The sequence below is a fragment of the Flavobacterium bomense genome (assembly GCF_003970355.1).
Map to the genome: position 1 here is coordinate 1 of NZ_RYDJ01000025.1, position 18,365 is coordinate 18,365.

The window sequence follows — 18,365 nt, forward strand, 5'->3', positions numbered from 1 at the left end:
GGACTGTTGATTCATATCTTCGGAAAAATCGCTTCCGCTTTTATAAACTTAACATTTTAACCCTTGATTCGCATTATTTATTAAAACACTTCAACATTAGAAAACTATATTCAGCTGGAATGATGCTCAGTGGTGTTTCTATGATGATTATGATGTCCTTGAAGACCCTTGATTTAGTAGGAATAGGATTTGCTGGAATTACTATGGGATTGTCTTTTGGTTTTTATTGGTCTAACCGAGATTATTTGGCATTGGCCATAACTAATGATACAAACCGAAATTATTATTATGGTTTGGAAACTTTTTTTTACACGATTATTGCTGTTGTCATTCCGATTACTATAGGTTGGTTTATTGAATCTAGCGGGGATACCGCACAAATTCATACTGCTTATTTAATCATTACCGGAATTGTGTTTTTAGTAACTGTCATTGCCTCTATAGTTTGTTTTAGGGGGACGTTCCAAAATCCAATACAGAAAAAATATGTGTTTTTTAAATTTCACCAACTCTGGTATAAGTTGTTGTCATTATCCTTATTGAAAGGTTTGGTACAGGGTTTTCTTGTAACAGCCCCCGCCATGTTAATCATGTTATTGATAGGAAAAGAAGGAGCATTGGGTACAGCACAATCCATTGGAGCCATAATTGCAGCCGTAATTATGTATGTTATAGGAAGAATTGCAAAACCTTCAGACCGAATTAAGATATTTACAGCAGGACTCGTTTTGTTTGCTTTAGGAGCAGTGGTCAATGGATTATTATTCAATCAAACGGGTGTTATTATTTTTATTTTATTATTATTGATTGCAAAACCGCTGATGGATTTGGCCTATTTTCCAATCCAATTTAAGGTAATCGATATTGTTTCAAAAATTGAAAAAAGAGGAGAATTTGCTTATATTTTGAATCATGAGGCAGGATTATTTGCAGGTCGCTTTTTGGGAGCAGGTACTTTTTTGGTTTTGGCCTATACTATCTCAACCGAAATTGCCTTACGATATGCAATTGTAATTGTAGCGGTATTGCAGTTGAGTTCTATTTTTGTCGCCAAAAAAATTATTGCAGAAGGAAATTTACTTTCTCCAGATGAACCTGAAATTGATAGTAAAGTTATGAAGGAAGTTGCAGAGAAAATTGTTTAAATACAGAATCAAAAAATAAATTTTTATTTATAATTAAATCAAACAAATAATGAATACTATTTTCAAAATCACTTTGACAAGTCTATTTTTTATCCTTTGCGTACTAAGTGGTTCAGCACAAATAAAGCAAAAAAATATTGCTCGTGTAGATCAAATGCCCAACTTGCCGAAACCATTTCAAATAATAGATTATAAGAAAATGGCGGTCCGTTTTGACAGTACCGTATATGATTTCAACGCTAAAGGTAAATATTGGCCATTGGTATGGATTGACAAGAGCCAAAATAATTTTCCTCAAGATGTTGTTGGTTTGTACACTGCTGTTGGCGATGTAAGACAAGGGCCTTCTAATAATAAAGGAATGTTTCACGAATCGTTGGCTACTATGGGAGCTACTTTAGGTGCTAGTTTAGTAGGTATTGATAAAAGCAATCAAGAGAATCGGAATCATGTCAGTATGATGAAAAATTATTTTAATACTGAAACGGGTTGGGACATTATGATGAATAATACTAGTCCAGAGGTTGCTTTGTTAGGAGGAGGTTATGGGAGAGACTGGTGGTATGATATTTATCCAAATCTGTTGTTTTATGCTGTTTATGATCAATATCCGAACGAGCCTGGTTTTGATGTTATTGCGAGAAGTATTGCTGAAAAATTCTTCAAAGCTGATTCGATATTGAATGGGAATTATAATTATTCTTATTTTGATTACGGTAAAATGAAACCAATGAATAATAACATCTGTGCCCAACCCGATGCAGCTGCTGGACATGCCTGGGTATTGTATTCTGCTTATAAAAAGTTTGGAGATCCAAGATATTTAAAAGGAGCCAAAAGTGCCTTATCTGCACTACAATCTCAATCTATAAATCCAACCTATGAATTATTAATGCCTTTTGGTGCTTATTTGGCCGCCCGAATAAATGCTGAAGAGGGGGAAGATTACGACACTGCTAAGATGTTGGAGTGGACTTTCGATGGAACCGCCATTTGCCGGGAAGGTTGGGGCGTATTAGTAGGCAATTGGAATGGATTTGATATTTCAGGAACAGTGGGAAGTACGGTGGATCACGGAGGATATGGTTTTTTGATGAATACCTATGATATGGCTTGGCCAATGGTTCCAATGGTTCGTTACAATCAATCGTATGCCACGGCAATTGGTAAATGGATGTTGAATGCCGCGAATGCTTCTCGATTTTTCTATCCGCAATACATGCCTGATGAACATGAAACGATTCCACAATTGGCAGAGGTTACTAAAGGAGTTATCGGATATGAAGGTATCATTCAACAATCCAGTTATAAAGCGTATGAAAATTTAAAAGGGCCTGTTGCGCAAGGAGATGGTCCACTATGGGTAGCGGGTGAAAATCCTCAAGAATCTCAATTTAGTGTTTATGGAAGCGGACATGTGGGTATTTTTGGAAGTATTATTCGAGCAACAAATGTGAGTGGAATTCTACAATTAAATTTATTGGCTACTGATTTTTTTAAAGACAAAGCCTATCCTTCTTTTTTATATTACAATCCTCATAGCAATACTAAAAAAGTTATTATACAAACAGAGCAGGGAAAAAAAGTAGATTTATATAATACAGTATCCGGACGTTTTGTTGCTCGAAAGGTTTCTTCGTTGGCCAAAATAAAGATTGCCCCAGAAAGTGCTGCAGTTATTATTTGTGTCCCTTCAGGCGGAGCAATTACGTATGAAGGTTCTAAGATGTTGGTTGACGGAATTGTTGTAGATTATAATTTTCAACAAAAAAAATAAAATTTTGATAGGAAGTTTTGAATTATGACGCTCTTTTTACGGGCACCACTTTTACTAAAATTTGAATACCTAATTATGAAAAACTGTAACTATTTATATTTCAAGGTAAGTAAACTTCAAAGAGCTGATTTAAAACTGTATTATAAAAGCGAGTAAATAACTACTATAGCTTCGAGGTCAGAAGACCTCGAAGAGCTGGTATTATTGAAAAAATCATAATAACTTTTTCTATCTTAAGCCTACGGCATTTTAAACTCGAGAAACACCAACATATCTCTCAATTTAAAAAAGTTGTTGATAATTTTAATTGCTTTACATAGGAGCATAGCTGTTAGTGGTAGTAGTATTTATTCTTCCAGATTATTCTTCGGTTTGTTTTTGGCCAAGTTTGATATTACAATTGTAATTAGTAACGAAAATATTAAGCCTAAAATCCACTTATTTAAATCCACAACGGTTTCAACTTTATCCTTTATTAATTCAATTTGTAACTCGTTTTCTTTTTTGATATTTTCAATATCTTTATTCAAAAGTGGAATTGTTAATGACTTCTCAGGATTTTCGATAATAATATTATTCAATGTCTCAATCTTCTTTTCCAAATCTTGAATTCGCTCTTCACTTGGTGACGAAATGGAAATAGTTGAATCTTTTGTTCTCAGCCTATTCTCTAACTCAGATATACGCTCCTGAAGTTGTATATTTTGATTTTCTATTTTTAACTTTTGAGTGTCATTTTTTATAAAAAGAGTTTCGAGAAAGTAATACGAAATGACTGTTATTCCTAGAATAGAAATTAGAGTTGAAAAGAAATTGAAGACTTTTTGAAACTTTCTTTTTTTAGTTTCCTCACCAAATTTTTTTTGTAGGTCATTAAATTCCTGTTTGTTCATATGAATTTCTTTTTAGATATAAGTTCTGAAATATTAGCGCTAACGTTCTGGTTTGGAGTAATTGTTCATTTGCTAATAGGAATGGGCACGGAATGCAATTCCGCGCGAACGGGTTAACGTTGTAATTATTTTGTCGAAAGATGATTCTATCATAATGATGTTCAGGAATTAAATGCTTTTACCATCAATTCTTGTTCTCCTCTTGAAATACCTATTTCACTAGCAATGTTTTTCCAATTGCTTGTTGCTTGGAGTACTTCTTGTATGATGGTTTCCATTTGTTCTTTGTTTAGGCGGAAATATTCTCCAACACTTTTTGCTAATTCGAAATCGAGGTCGTTATTATCGGTATCGATATTTAAAGCCAAACCATCCTTTTCAATTGAGGGGTTTAGGTCATAGGCTGGTGACAATATCCAACCTTCTTTGGTCAGGATAAAGCCGTGGTTTCTTAAATGGTCATCTGTGTTTGAAATAGCTATGTTAAATACTATTCTGCGCCATAATTGGTATAAGTTAGCTACTATATTTGTTCCATGATTACTAATAAATTCGGCTATGTCTAAATAGCTTGCCGGATTGTGCCGGATTGTATCTTCATTGTTTCCAGTCATGGTCATTGCGGATGCAAAGTGTATTCTTTCTCCGTTTACCCTGTCGAAGCGTTTTGTGAAAAATGTATGGTAGTTCCCCATTATTTTTTCGATACGACATGGTGCCATTTCTATACCCGCATTTATTGCCAATTTATAGGATAGGAATTCCCAGGCACCTTTGTCTGTGGTGTCGGTTTTGGATGGGAATTTGGCAATCCACAGGCTTTTATCATTGTCTAAGATATTGGCTTTTGGTCTAGCTCCTCCGAGTGAAGAACCTGGTGCCATCAACACAGATAGCCATTTTTTTACCTCATCATTGTCATCGTCATTTTCAAAATTAGCAGCTGCATTTTGTAGTTCGCGAATGGATGACCAAGGCGGTGTTGAAGCTGTTTTGTTGTTGTCTAAGAAATCTCCTTCCGGATTTATTTTGAAGCGTAATGCTCCCATACGACTTTCATCGTAAACACCTAACAGAAAATCAATATCATAGAGTGTTGGTGCTTTTTCTCCTTCTTCTTTTGCCCATTGCGCCGCTCTCCGCTTCATCAGTGTTCTTCCCCAAGTGTCGGGCATACTGTCCAAAAAGATTCCGAAGTTTTCTTTTTTGTTTGGGTATTGTGGTCCACCATATAATTGAATGTCCGGGTCTAACAGGAATTTTTGTTCTGATTTTATCCAGTCTTTATTGTATTCAAAGCTGAATGCTTTTTTGCCTTTAGCTTGTTGTGCTGATAAGATGCCAATTATCTTGGGTTCAGGTAAACCCTTCCAATGTGCATATACGTATATTTCAGTTTTTATAGACATCTTATATTGTTAAATTGAGATTATACCAGACTGCCACTGGCAGTCCTCCTCTTAAAATCAAATATTGCAAATGTGCGTAAACGTATATGTCGGTTTTGTTAGTTGCCATTTTATATTATTAATTTACCACCCCGCCCTTTGGGCACCCCTCCAAAGGAGGGGAATTTTAGTGCGAGTTAAGTAGAGTGGTTTTATTTTAGAAGTTCGAGGTCTTGGAGTTTTCTTCCGAGTTCATCGTCTGAAGCTAGTTTTAGGAAATCGTCCTGAAGGCCTAATACTCTGAGTACATTGAAATAAGCACCCATTGCCACACTTGTGTTTCCTAACTCGATTAGGTGTAATGTGGATCTTGAAATGTCGGCTCTCTCCGCGACTTGTATCATAGTGAGTTTTCTTCTTTTACGAGCCATTTTTATGTTTTCTCCCATTTGCTCCAATATCTTGTCATACTTTGGGAATACGGTCTGTTTTTTCGTTGCCATTTTTTAAAATGTTCGTTATTCTGAACAAAAATAGCCTTTATGTTTTAAATAGCAAACATTTGTTTTTTATTTCTTATTTGTTATGATAATAAAGTAATGACAAAGAGTGGCTTTATATTCATCCGAAAGAAGTGTTACTGTTTAAAAAGATACCGCTACAGTTTGGGATAGCTTGAAATAAGTATATAAAATATAATAGTTATTTGTTTACTATTACTTTCAGGTTAATGTCTCCGACTTCCTTTAAATAATTTTCGGTTACCCCAAGTAATGTTAAGATACTTTGAGATGTATTCGTTATGGATAAGCTCGGTTGAACTATAAAAACTTCAAAATTCATTGGTTTACTATTCTTAGCTATTGTCAATAATCTTTCTAAATCAGGTTTAGTTCCTTTTTCTAAACGACTTCTTTCCTCACCACTTCTTGTTTTTATTAGTCTACGTAAAAGATGTTCAAAGAATTCCTTTCCTTTTTTATGTTTCCAATGAATAGATTTTTGTGCTTGACCACATACTTCATAAAAGTTGTCTACACGAGTATTCACTAAACCGTCTTTGGCAAATTTCAGATGATAAAATTATATCAAAAAAATTATAATAAAAGACAGATTATAAGACTTGAACTCCTACATTAAAAAGGCGCAATTCGTAAAATAGCGCCTTTTCTGGATTTATGACTATCCGTTACTAATTCCATTGCGTTTTATTTTGTCATTTCGACGAAGGAGAAATCACATCAGTTGCTCTCGTTATGTGATTTCTCCCTTTGGTCGAAATGACAAAAGAGCTAAATTTCATTTGTAAAATGTAGTTTGGATAAAGTAACGGACAACCATATTTAGATTTAAATTAAAACTTTACAATTAAAAACTGAAAAAATATTTTAATTTTATTTTTTTTGTAATTTTGACGTAAACCAAATCCCAACTTATCAAAACACAAATACCCAATGACCTCCTTAAAAATTTTCTTAATTGAAGACGATCCTTTTTTTGGAGAAGCTTTAAAATACCATTTGAAGCTAAATCCTGATTTTGATATACACCTTTTTAAAACCGGAAAAGAGTGTATCAGTAATTTATATCTAAAGCCAGATATTATATGTTTAGATTTTGGTTTACCTGACATTACAGGGGATAAACTGCTAAAAAAGATTCAGGAAACAAATAACAAAATCCCAATTATTATCATAAGCGGTCAAGATGATATTGAGGTTGCTGTCGACTTTTTAAAATCGGGTGCCAAAGATTACATTGTTAAAAGCGAACACACAAAAGGCTTGCTTTGGAATGCAATCATTAAAATTAGAGAAAATCTTCTATTAGTAAACGAAGTAGAAGAATTAAAAGAACAATTAGAACAAAAATACAGTTTCGAAAAAACGATAATTGGGCAAAGTGATGCCATAAAAAAAATTTTTAATAAAGTAAATAAAGCTATTAATACGAATATCAATGTCTCAATAACTGGAAAAACCGGAACAGGAAAAGAAGTTGTTGCCAAAGCTATTCACTATAATTCAGAAAGGAAAAATAAGCCATTTATCGCCATAAATATGGCTGCAATACCTAAAGAATTAATGGAAAGTGAATTTTTTGGTCACGAAGCAGGAGCTTTTACGGGAGCCAATACCAGAAATATTGGAAAATTTGAACAAGCGAACGGAGGAACAATCTTTCTGGATGAAATTGCCGAATTAGATTTGAATCTTCAAAGTAAATTACTAAGAGTTTTGCAAGAAAGAGAAGTGGTTCGTTTAGGCGGAACTACTAAAATAAAATTTGATGCTCGATTGATAATTGCTACCCACAAAGATTTGGCTCAAGAAGTAAAAAATGGAACTTTTAGAGAAGATTTATATTATAGAATTATTGGTTTACCCATAGAGTTGCCACCACTAAGAGAACGAGGAAATGACACGTTGTTATTAGCCAAATATTTTATTGACTTATTTACAAAAGACAATAAGATGAAACCTATATTCTTATCAAAAGAAGCTAAAGATACACTACTAAGATACCCCTTTCCCGGAAACATTCGAGAATTAAAAGCGGTTATCGATTTAGCGTGTGTAATGTGTGAAAACAACAAGATTTTGCCGGATGACCTTACTTTCAACAGTATCCATAACACCGATTTTTTCCTATCTGTAGAAAAAACTTTAAAAGAATATACTGCCGAAATTATAGCTCATTATTTAAAAAAAAACAATAATGATGTGTTAAAAACAGCAAAAAAGCTAGCTATTGGAAAATCAACCATTTATAATTTAATTCAATCTTCTGAGAATGCCAAATAAACGTAATCATTCAACTTCTTTTAAATATGATGAATAAAAATCTCCCGATACCACAAAATGAAGTAGCTCGTTTAGATGCTTTGGCTCAATACAATATTCTTGATACTTTACCAGAAGAAGAATTTGATCGTCTCACACAATTAGCATCGATAATATGCGGAGTTCCCATTGCATTAATTACTTTAATTGATAAGGACAGGCAGTGGTTTAAATCTAAAATTGGTTTAGAGACACCCGAAACTCCAAGATGTATTTCCTTTTGCCAATATGCAATTAATGATGAATCCTTTTTTGAAATTGAAGATGCAACAAAGGACGAACGTTTTTTAAGCAACCCTTTAGTAACAGATCAACCCAATATCCGATTCTATGCCGGGTATCCATTAATAGATCCCGATGGCTATGCGCTAGGTTCTCTTTGTGTAATTGATAGAAAAGCTAGAAAATTAACTGCCGACCAAAGGCGGGTATTGACACTCTTGGCTAATGAAGTAGTTTCACAAATTGTATCTAGAAAAAAAAATGCTGAAAAGGATAAATTAGAAAAAATGTTCAACCTTTCAATTGATTTGAAATGCGTGGCTGGTACTGATGGATATTTCAAAAAACTTAACCCTGCATTTACACTAACTTTAGGGTGGACAATAGAAGAATTGCTTGCAAAACCGTTTTATGACTTCATTCACCCTGATGATGTTACTACCACTTTTAATGAAATTAAAAAATTAGCAACAGGAGAAAAAACGATAAACTTCGAAAATCGGTTTATAACAAAAAATGGCGATTACCCGTCAATAAGCTGGAATGCTATTTCTGATGAAATAACAGGAGAACTTTACGCAGTTGGACGTGATATTAGCGAACGAAAAAAAGCAGAAGAAAAACTAACGGAATACAAACATTTTTTTTACAACACAGCTAACTTTTCTTGTATTGCAAATGTGGAGGGTTATTTTGAAGTCATTAATTCAAATTTTGAAAAGGCATTAGGTTATAGCGAAAGAGAATTGCTCGAAAGTCAATTTCTGAGTTTCGTACATCCTGATGATATTGATTTAACCCTAAAAGAAATTAAGAAACTGCAAAGAGATGTTAAAACTATAAATTTTGAGAACAGGTATCGCAAAAAAGATGGAAATTATTTGTGGTTCGATTGGCACGCAACTCCCAATCCTGTCACCGGAAAAATTTACGCAATTGCCCGTGATATAACTGAACAAAAAAAAGCAAAAGAGTTGCTAACACAAAGCGAGGAGTATAACCGTTTTATAATGAATTCTTCTCCAAATTCAATTGTAACTATCAATAGCTCCAAGAAAATAACTTTTTGGAATCTACAAGCCGAAACTGTTTTTGGCTGGAAAAAAGAGGAAGTGTTAGGAAAGAACATGATTGATTTATTAATTCCTTCGCGCTACCGGGATACGTGGAACAAAGTAATAGATAAATACCCTAAAAATGAGAAAAATTCATATAGTAATCAACTGCTAGAATTAACTTTACTCCATAAAGCTGGAAACGAATTTTATGGAGAAACTTCCATAACACCAATTGTTCAAGATGGCATACGCTATTACAGTGGCTTTATTCAAGATATTACCAAAAGGAAGGAAGCCGAAAAAAAGCTATCCCAAAGCACAAAATTATTAAAAACGATATTGGCCAACCTTAGATCCGGAATAAGAATGGAAGATCAAAATCGTAATCTGTTATTTGTTAATCAACACTATTGCGATATGCGTAATATCGATAGTAAACCAGAGGAATTGGCTGGTACGGATGGTTCAAATGCAGTAAATGAGGCACCATTGTTTTTTAAAGATGCAGAACGCTTAATTATAAAAACGAATAAAACATTAATTGATAGAAAACTTGTTATAGGAGAATTACTGGAAACCTTGGACAATCACTTTATAGAGCGCGATTACATCCCCTTGTTTGTTGATAATGAATTCAAAGGGCAGCTCTGGAAATATAACGATGTTACCGAAAAAGTACAAACCCAAAAACTATTGGAACAAAGTGAAGAGCGCAATCTCTTAATTATGAATTCTTCACTAAATTCAATAGTTACTATCGATAGTGCCAAGAAAATCACGTTTTGGAATCATCAGTCTGAAATTGTTTTTGGATGGAAAGAGGAGGAAGTATTAGGAAAAGTCTTTACAGACTTTATGGTTCCTACCCGTAATAAAGAACTTTGGGATAATTCCATATACCAGTATTTAAGTGAAGGACATACTGAGTTCTTGAATAAACAAGTAGAGCTTTACGGAGTAAATAAGGCCGGAGATGAATTCCTTACCGAAATTACCATCACTCCTATGACACAAGATGGAGAAACTTTTTTCTGTGCTTTCATTCAGGATATTTCCGATAAAAAGGCAGCAGAAAATATTCGAAAAATTCAAGAGGAGAAATTCCAAAACGTAATAACACACATGAACCTGGGATTGATAGAAGTGGACAATAACGAGATTATTCAATATGCAAACCAGAGTTTTGCCGCCATAATAGGTTACGAAATAAGCGAACTTGTAGGCAGAAATTTAATAGATTTTTTTGATTGTCAAGACAATTTGGACATCCTTACTTCCAAAATCAAACTCAGACAACAAGGCGTTTCAGACATCTATCAAATCCCGATCAAAAATAAAAGAGGGGAACTGAGATGGTTGACAATTAGTGGAGCTCCCAACTACGACAACAAAGGAAATGTAATAGGTTCGATAGGAATTCATCTGGATATAACAGACCAAAAAAAATTGGAGTCCGATCTTGAAAAAGAAAAAACAAACGCGTTAAAATCGTCCAAAGCCAAAGAAGTATTCTTGGCCAACATGAGTCACGAAATACGAACGCCCCTTAATGCAATTGTAGGTTTTTTAAGGGAATTAGATAAATTGGAACTTACCGGGCTTCAAAAGGACTATATCAATAACTGCTCCATAGCCTCCAAGCATTTACTGGCCATCATCAATAATATTTTAGATATTTCAAAAATCGAATCTGGAGAAATGAGTCTTGAATCTGTAGATTTTGTCTTTGAAAAATCCATTTCAAATGTTACAACAGTGTTGCATCCAATGCTGAAACAAAAAGGATTGGATTTTAACATCACTATTTCAAAAGAAATACGAAATGTATTGGTAGGAGATGCTATGAGGCTGCAACAAATTTTATACAACCTTGTTGGTAATGCCATAAAATTCACTAGTACAGGCAGTATTTCAATTAATTGCGAAGTTGTTGACGACAGCACTTTCTCCCAAAAATTAAAAATTTCGATATCGGATACCGGGATAGGAATGGAAAGCAGCTTTGTTTCGACTATTTTTAATAAATTTTCGCAGGAAGTTAAAGAAACCACCCGGAAATATGGTGGTACAGGTCTGGGCTTGCCGATCACCAAGGAGCTTGTCGAGTTAATGGGCGGCACAATTGAGATCGAAAGCGAAAAAAATAGGGGAACAACTATTTGTCTATACCTCAATTATCCCAAGTCAAGCAAGGAAAATGCCGTTGACCTTGATATTGTTAAACCCGTTATCAGATTAAAAAATATTTCAATTCTTCTGGTTGAAGACAATTATTTGAACCGAATGGTGGCCCAAAATTCTTTGCAATATTATAATTGCGAAGTAACCGAAGCTGAAAATGGCCTGGAAGCCGTCGAGATTTTGAAAAATAAAACCTTCGACATTATTCTTATGGATATCCAAATGCCAATAATGGGTGGTATCGAAGCAGTCCTAATTATTAGAAACGAACTAAATATTACAACGCCCATTATTGCGCTTACCGCAAATGCATTTAAAACAGAAATTGATAAATGCAAAAAAGCAGGCATGAACGACTATGTCGCCAAGCCTTTTGATGAAGACATTTTAATTGAAACCATTGCAAAATATACCGTGAACAAAATAACATCCGTTGCTGAACCAGAATTTCCAGAAACAGCTTCGATTGAGAAACTTTATAATTTGACGACATTACAAAACTTGAGCAGAAACAACAATGAATTTGTGCTTAAAATGGTCGGTGTCTTTGTGGAACAAACAATAGCAACTATTGAAAAAATAGATGCAGCGTTGGAATCAAATAATTTTCTGGAAATTAGCCAATTAATCCATAAAATTAGACCCAGCACCGATCATATGGGTGTTCTGTCTATTCAGAGTGAAATGAAAACTTTAGAAAAAATAGCAAAAGAAACACAAAATAAAGGGCAAATTACAACTATTTATATCTTGGTAAAAAAAACATTACAACTTGTAATTTCCCAACTTCAGAAAAATGAATTAAACGCATAAAGTTTTCTTTTTTATTGAAAATAATAGCTATATCTGTCATTGCGAACGCATTGCGGTAATCTCCTTACCGATGCGTAATCTCCAGCAGCTCTGACGCATGGATAGAAAAAAGCAATCATTTTGCTTTTTTCAAAAGTTGGAATACTTTCCAAAAAATGGAAAAAATAAACCATTTTATTTTATTAAAACCTTTATAATAAGCTACTTAACTTTTTGGCTTGCTTTTGGATTAGATCTTAACAATATAGTTAGATAATATGCAAAATCAAAATTCATTCAAATTTTTTATAGTAGACGACGATGTTTTTTGTGCAAAAATGCACGAACAATATTTGTTAAACCTAAACTACAGCAATATTAAATGTTTCAGTAATGGGAATGATTGCCTAAATAATCTAAATCAAAATCCAGACATTATTTTCTTGGATCACAACATGGATGGAATAACAGGATTAGAAGTTTTAAAAAAAATAAAACGCTACAATCCTAGCATTTATGTAATAATGGTTTCGGGTCAGCAAAATATTAAAATAGCTGTTGATGCTCATGAGTATGAAGCCTATGATTATATAATTAAAGACAATTTAGTGTACGATAAAATGACACTTATTATCAATAAAATTAGTTCGATGAAAAAAGCGACCTCAACTTTTATTGAAATCTCTAAAAATGAATTTTTAGACCCTTCTTTAGAATAAGTAATATGAACATTAAAAAAATAAAAATAGTTATATTATTCTTGTTAGGCTTTGGGCTACTAACAGCACAAGCACAACAAGCAATCACTGCCACTGGCGGCGATGCTTCTGGAAGCGGAGGAACAGTTGCTTATTCGGTAGGGCAAGTTGTTTATACCACCAATACAGGTACAAACGGTTCGGTAGCACAAGGCGTGCAACAATCCTACATAATTTCTATTGTGTTGGGCATAGAAGACAATTCCATTAAATTGGAATTAACAGCTTACCCAAACCCTACTACCAATTTTTTAACGCTTAATGTAGGTAACGCCGAACTTTCAACTTTGAGATTTCAACTTTACGACATCAGCGGAAAATTAATTGAAAGCCGAAAAATAGTAAGCAGCACCGAAACAATTGGTATGGAAAATTTACCAAGTGCCATTTATTTTTTGAAAGTGGTCAACAATAACAAAGAAGTAAAAACATTTAAAATCATTAAAAAATAAAAACTGTGACGAAGTTATATTTAATCATAGTAGGGCTTTTATTAACGGTAAGCGTATTTGCACAAGCCCCACAAAAAATGAGTTACCAAGCCGTAATTCGTAACAATAGTAACGCATTAATAACATCAACACCTATTGGAATGCAAATTAGCATATTGCAGAGTTCATCAACTGGCACAGCTGTGTATGTAGAAACCCAAACACCAAGCACCAACTCCAATGGTTTAGTAAGTTTAGAAATTGGAACAGGTACAATTATAACAGGTACATTTTCGGGTATCAACTGGGCAACTGGTCCTTATTTTATAAAAACAGAAACCGACCCAACAGGCGGAACCGCTTACACCATTGCTGGTACAAACGAATTAATGAGTGTGCCCTATGCTTTGTTTAGTGCAAACGGAACGGCTGGCTCAACTGGCGCTGCCGGTCCAAATATAATTACTGTAGCCACAACAACAACCCAAACTGGGTTATTAACAGGAAATGGTGCAAATGTTTCGGCTGTTCCCGCAACTACAGCAAGTATTGCTGCTTCTGCAGATAAAAACTATGTTACCAATGCTCAACAAACTGTCCTTGGAAATACAAGCAATACAAACACAGGTGACCAAACAACCATAACCGGAAATGCAGGAACAGCCACAGCGCTTGCGACCGCAAGAACAATCAACGGTGTGCCGTTTGACGGAACAGCAAATATTACGATAACCGCAGCAGCAGGTGGAATGCAATATTTTGAAAAAGAGTTAGTTTCTGACGGGGAAAATAGTATTGCTTTAACATTCTCTTTGGGTGTTTTTTCTAAAATTCATTATAATGGAACTTTACTAAGAAAAAATCAATGGTCAGGAGTTGGTCTTACTACTTTAACATTAATTCTTGACACAAGGCAAAACGATAAATTAACAGTTACAAATTAAATATTAACCTAAAATCTTGCAGTGGTATAGAAAAACTGGGGAAAACAAATGAAAAACCAATAAATAAAACCAATAAACCAAATGTCAGGGTTGGTTTATTTGTAATGAAAAACAACCTTGACACAAAGTAAATAAACAATTAACATCTTGCAGTGGTATAGATAAACTGAGTAAAATTATGAAAAAATACATACTAACAATCGCATTATTTGCAATTTCCTATTTAGGATTTTCACAAACTACACCAACAGCCCAATTGAGAGTTGCAGATCGAACAACTGCTTTTGGCCAAAATCTGCCTGCTGGAACGCAAATTTATGTTGTGTCTGATCGTACTTTATGGCAAGCAAAAATCGGAATTCCTTCTGCTTTATCAATTGACACTGCATTAGCCGCATTAACCGCAGCATCACCCATAGATTATTTGGTAAAAATTAACAGTAATGTCAGTTACTTTGTTCAATCATTTGAAGCAGCCGCTACACCAGGAACGTACACACTTACATATCTCCCGTTGCTACCTACAACTTCGATAACTGTTATGATGAATGGAGCGGCATTGAGGCCAACAACTGATTATACTAGTTCTGAGAAGGTTCTAACTATTATTTCTGCTCAATCAGAATATGATAAATTTGTAGTATCTTATACTTATACTAACAATTAATATTGCTATGTTTCTGTAGGATGATTTTCTTTATCCTGCAGAAGCATAGATTGAGTTTTTAAAGTTTTATTATAAAGGAATACAAATTTTAGATTCCTCACTTTGTTAGGAATAACAATTTTGGTTTATATAGGGAGAGCGAGCGTTCCAATTTCATCGTAAGGCCAGCTCTCCCTTATTTGCTATCAAAAGTCTTGTCATTCCGAAGAGAGGAATCTTTTTTTTATTTGCTTTTGATAGTGTTCAAATAAATGATTTACTAAATGTTATATTAAAATGAAAAACTTAATTATTTTATTTCTGTTTTTTCCTTCCCTGATGTTTGCACAGGCGCCACAGGCGCTGGTTGCACCTTCAGTATTAATGAAAATACCTGACGCAACAACTATCTTTGGTGCTAATTTAGGCGTTGGTACACAAATTTATGATATAGCTAATGATAAATTGTATGCGGTAAAAACAAAAATAATCTACACTGAAACAATTACCACTGCCGCAGCATCTTTGAGCTTGATTAACACCGCTGGTTATAGTTCTGTTACTGCTTCTTCAATTATTTCAACTACTTCAACTACAGATGTAGTAATTACAGACATGACTAAAACTCTAGTAGAGGCTGGTATGTATTCTATTCATTTTAATGGGCAATTAAACATCCCCGCAGCTAATTATACAACTGGTTTTAGCACTGCTACTGCGGCTGCAGATTTAAATTTAATTTATAACGATATTATGGCAATACCTGTAACCGGTACCCATGCACTTACTTTTGGAAGTGGGGAAACGCTTCTTCCTGGAGTTTATAATGTATCGGGCGCGGCATCAATTGCCGGCACTCTTACTCTAAATGGTAATAATGAAATAAACCCTATATTTATAGTTAGAGCCAATGCAGGAGCATTTAATACAGGGGCTGGTACTAATGTAATTTTAACAAACGGAGCAACCGCAAAAAATGTTTTTTGGATTGCCGATGGAGCAGTTGGTCTCGGTGCTAGTACAAATATCTCAGGAACCTTATTTTCTCATGGAGCTGCTGTTGCAGGGGCTAATACCACAGTAAACGGACGATTATTAACGACATTGGGAGCAATTTCTTTCGGAGAAGGTACACTTACTTTGCCAACAGGCAATAGCATTATAAATTTTAGGAGCTTGTCTAATTTCGTAATATTTACCAGTTCAGGTGGAGTTGCCAATACTGGTGCTTCAGTATATAATGGAGATATTGGAACAGCTGGAGGTGCCATCACAGGCTTTGCTGCAACTGCAACTGTAAATGGAACTATCTTTCAATCAGGATCAACTACGCTTGTTACCCCCATTAATCATATGGCTACTTTTAGCCTTTATAAAAATGGCGTCTTAATTCCTTATTCTAGCAGAACAAGAGTAGAATTACCATCGGACATTTCATTACTAGCCCTTTCTAAAATTGAAGTGGATGACACAATAGATGTGAGATGGAAAATTGATGAACAAAAGTCTGATGGTATCGAAATAAGTGTTCTTAATAGAATTTTAACATTGATTAGAGTAGGAAACTAACCAAACGGTACTCGTTTAAAATATAAAAGAAAATTCAGCATGAAAAAATTTCACGCAACATAAAATTTTAGGTACTAACGGGCCTATAGTTCTTCTGCTCCTATTCTTTTTAATCCAAATACTAGAAATACAAGCACAATACATGAAGAATTAAATAACTTAATGCAACAAATGATAATTTTATCTTTGTTGAATTATGGAAAAATCCCGTAAAAGATTAACCCTTAATGAAAGGGTAATTATTGAGACACTTTTAAACGAAAACAAGTCTAAAAGTTATATTGCCTCAATACTGGAATTCCTACAAAAAGTGAAACAAAAAAGTTAAGACCTATGCTACATTTTTCAATTTGTTAAATTCTTGTTCCGTTTATGCTGGAGATTTATAACCCAAAGAAGAGTGTAAACGTTTTCTATTACACCATACTTCGGCTTTGGGAATAAACAATCCTACAGCGAATTTTATTTGATCCCCTGAATTAGAGTTGAATTTTAGGGTCAATGGCTCCGATTTATTCTAACATTATTGTTTCATCGGACAATACTATAACTACCCTGTTTTGGTCCAGTGCTTCCATAAGTTGTTCCGTCAGATGCATTATGGCTTTTTTGAGAGCGGATTCCTCTTGCGGGAATTTTAGATACTGAATAAATTGCAAATCGACAGAAGGTTCTTCCTGACCTAAAAACAGAATTTCACAGCGTGTTAATTTTGCACTCAACTTTATTTTGTACTGTATTATTATATTTTCTTGTGCTTTTAACAAAGCCTTTTTAAATTCTGGTACGGAAATACCCAACTAGTTCATCAAAATGCTCTATGTCTGTATTGTGTTCAAAAATTCCTTTGAATTTATTCAATAATGTGTTTGCATTTTGGTTGGTAAAAAACTTTGTAGACATTTATTATTATCTTTTGTTATTTTGCGAAACGTAAAACTATGCTTTTTTAAAGAAATAACCTATTCAAATAATGAACAGGTTTGTATGATTTTTTTTATAAATGACAGCTCAACATTTATAATCAGCCATTTGTACTCAATAAAATCAAAAATAACTTTTAGGTTTTGTTTTACTTTACGGTTTTCCACATTTTGAGAAAATAATTATTTAATTCCACGCCGTTTAGATTGTCCAGAAACAATTGAAAATCGTACAATTTAATCAACCCGTCCTTTTTATCTGGTACTTGTGCCAACTGTACAAAATTGATGTTTTGGTATAGGGATTTTTCTCCTACTATGTCTTGTATGATGATGAAAATTGCTTGTTGTAACGTCTTTGTATCACAATACAAATTGTAACTTTTTAAAAAAACTACAATGTCTAACTTATGTGATAATTCATGATACTCAACAGGTAAAAATGTGAGTTCGCTGGCTTTTAATGAAATCTCATGGAAGATGTAAGGTTCATCAAGACCCTTCATGAGTTTGTCAATTCTTTCGATTGGTTGGATGAAAGCGGTGAATTTCCAGTTTTTCAATTGTGGTGCATTGTCGACTAAATCAATTACGTGATTAAAGTATTCCGGGTTGCCATTTGCGGTTAAAATTAGCTCGAATTTTCCATTTCCGGTTTTCGGATATACAATCATAAAGTCAACTTCTTTGCAATAGTAGCTGAGGTTTTTGTTTATCCAAAAGCAAGTAATACCAGCTTTTTACCATCTAGTTTTGGATTGTCGGATGGACTAAATTCTTGTATTTTAAAAGAAA

The 18,365-nt window shown here is 34.0% G+C and carries 16 protein-coding genes and 1 pseudogene; 10 read left to right on the forward strand and 7 right to left on the reverse strand.

Going from position 1 to position 18,365, the window contains the following annotated elements; all coding sequences use genetic code 11:
- Together EKL98_RS14865 and EKL98_RS14870 are read left to right on the forward strand one after the other, a co-directional pair.
- Positions 1-1,145: MFS transporter (locus EKL98_RS14865; RefSeq protein ID WP_317125397.1), on the forward strand; the 1,145-nt coding region annotated here is incomplete at its 5' end.
- 49 nt (positions 1,146-1,194) lie between these two features.
- The gene (locus EKL98_RS14870) at positions 1,195-2,922 is read left to right on the forward strand and encodes a glycoside hydrolase family protein (RefSeq protein ID WP_126563020.1); all 1,728 of its coding nucleotides are present in this window, start codon (positions 1,195-1,197) and stop codon (positions 2,920-2,922) included.
- Between the two features lie 347 nt (positions 2,923-3,269).
- Here the strand turns inward: EKL98_RS14870 and EKL98_RS14875 are convergent, their stop codons facing one another.
- The 4 genes from EKL98_RS14875 to EKL98_RS14890 all read right to left on the reverse strand — a co-directional run bounded on the left by EKL98_RS14875 (position 3,270) and on the right by EKL98_RS14890 (position 6,253).
- The gene (locus EKL98_RS14875; RefSeq protein WP_126462719.1) at positions 3,270-3,815 is read right to left on the reverse strand and encodes a hypothetical protein; all 546 of its coding nucleotides are present in this window, start codon (positions 3,813-3,815) and stop codon (positions 3,270-3,272) included.
- Positions 3,816-3,976: 161 nt separating this feature from the next.
- Positions 3,977-5,224 (reverse strand): type II toxin-antitoxin system HipA family toxin, encoded by a 1,248-nt coding sequence (locus EKL98_RS14880; RefSeq protein ID WP_126462716.1) that lies wholly within the window; start codon positions 5,222-5,224, stop codon positions 3,977-3,979.
- A 191-nt stretch (positions 5,225-5,415) separates the two neighbouring features.
- Complete coding sequence (locus EKL98_RS14885) at positions 5,416-5,706, reverse strand: helix-turn-helix domain-containing protein (RefSeq protein WP_126462714.1); 291 nt, start codon at positions 5,704-5,706, stop codon at positions 5,416-5,418.
- A 199-nt stretch (positions 5,707-5,905) separates the two neighbouring features.
- Positions 5,906-6,253: a hypothetical protein gene (locus EKL98_RS14890; RefSeq protein ID WP_126462711.1), complete on the reverse strand. Its 348-nt coding sequence runs from the start codon at positions 6,251-6,253 to the stop codon at positions 5,906-5,908.
- Positions 6,254-6,657: 404 nt separating this feature from the next.
- On the opposite strand from EKL98_RS14890, the gene EKL98_RS14895 reads away from it, so the two are divergent.
- The 8 genes and pseudogenes from EKL98_RS14895 to EKL98_RS18625 all read left to right on the forward strand — a co-directional run.
- Positions 6,658-8,007 carry a sigma-54-dependent transcriptional regulator gene (locus tag EKL98_RS14895; RefSeq protein WP_126462709.1) on the forward strand — a complete coding sequence of 450 codons (1,350 nt, stop codon included), beginning with the start codon at positions 6,658-6,660 and terminating at the stop codon, positions 8,005-8,007.
- A 26-nt stretch (positions 8,008-8,033) separates the two neighbouring features.
- Positions 8,034-12,320, forward strand: a complete 4,287-nt coding sequence (locus tag EKL98_RS14900; RefSeq protein WP_126462706.1) for a PAS domain S-box protein — start codon at positions 8,034-8,036, stop codon at positions 12,318-12,320.
- Positions 12,321-12,577: 257 nt separating this feature from the next.
- On the forward strand, positions 12,578-13,018 hold the full coding sequence (locus EKL98_RS14905; RefSeq protein WP_126462704.1) for a response regulator: 441 nt from the start codon (positions 12,578-12,580) through the stop codon (positions 13,016-13,018).
- 5 nt (positions 13,019-13,023) lie between these two features.
- Positions 13,024-13,509, forward strand: coding sequence for a T9SS type A sorting domain-containing protein (locus tag EKL98_RS14910; protein WP_126462701.1), 486 nt, complete (start codon positions 13,024-13,026; stop codon positions 13,507-13,509).
- Positions 13,510-13,514: 5 nt separating this feature from the next.
- The gene (locus tag EKL98_RS17900) at positions 13,515-14,432 is read left to right on the forward strand and encodes a hypothetical protein (RefSeq protein ID WP_199739624.1); all 918 of its coding nucleotides are present in this window, start codon (positions 13,515-13,517) and stop codon (positions 14,430-14,432) included.
- Positions 14,433-14,610: 178 nt separating this feature from the next.
- Positions 14,611-15,099, forward strand: a complete 489-nt coding sequence (locus tag EKL98_RS14920) for a hypothetical protein (protein WP_126462698.1) — start codon at positions 14,611-14,613, stop codon at positions 15,097-15,099.
- Between the two features lie 276 nt (positions 15,100-15,375).
- Complete coding sequence (locus EKL98_RS14925) at positions 15,376-16,647, forward strand: ice-binding family protein (RefSeq protein ID WP_126462696.1); 1,272 nt, start codon at positions 15,376-15,378, stop codon at positions 16,645-16,647.
- 196 nt (positions 16,648-16,843) lie between these two features.
- A pseudogene (locus tag EKL98_RS18625) lies at positions 16,844-16,942 on the forward strand (helix-turn-helix domain-containing protein); the annotation flags it as partial.
- 217 nt (positions 16,943-17,159) lie between these two features.
- Here EKL98_RS18625 and EKL98_RS14935 read toward each other — a convergent pair.
- From EKL98_RS14935 to EKL98_RS14940, 3 genes are all read right to left on the reverse strand, one after another.
- Positions 17,160-17,369 carry a hypothetical protein gene (locus EKL98_RS14935; protein ID WP_126462691.1) on the reverse strand — a complete coding sequence of 70 codons (210 nt, stop codon included), beginning with the start codon at positions 17,367-17,369 and terminating at the stop codon, positions 17,160-17,162.
- Between the two features lie 52 nt (positions 17,370-17,421).
- On the reverse strand, positions 17,422-17,550 hold the full coding sequence (locus EKL98_RS18450) for a phospholipase D-like domain-containing protein (protein WP_255416347.1): 129 nt from the start codon (positions 17,548-17,550) through the stop codon (positions 17,422-17,424).
- Positions 17,551-17,719: 169 nt separating this feature from the next.
- Positions 17,720-18,244, reverse strand: coding sequence for a hypothetical protein (locus EKL98_RS14940; protein WP_126563021.1), 525 nt, complete (start codon positions 18,242-18,244; stop codon positions 17,720-17,722).
- Positions 18,245-18,365 lie beyond the last annotated feature (121 nt).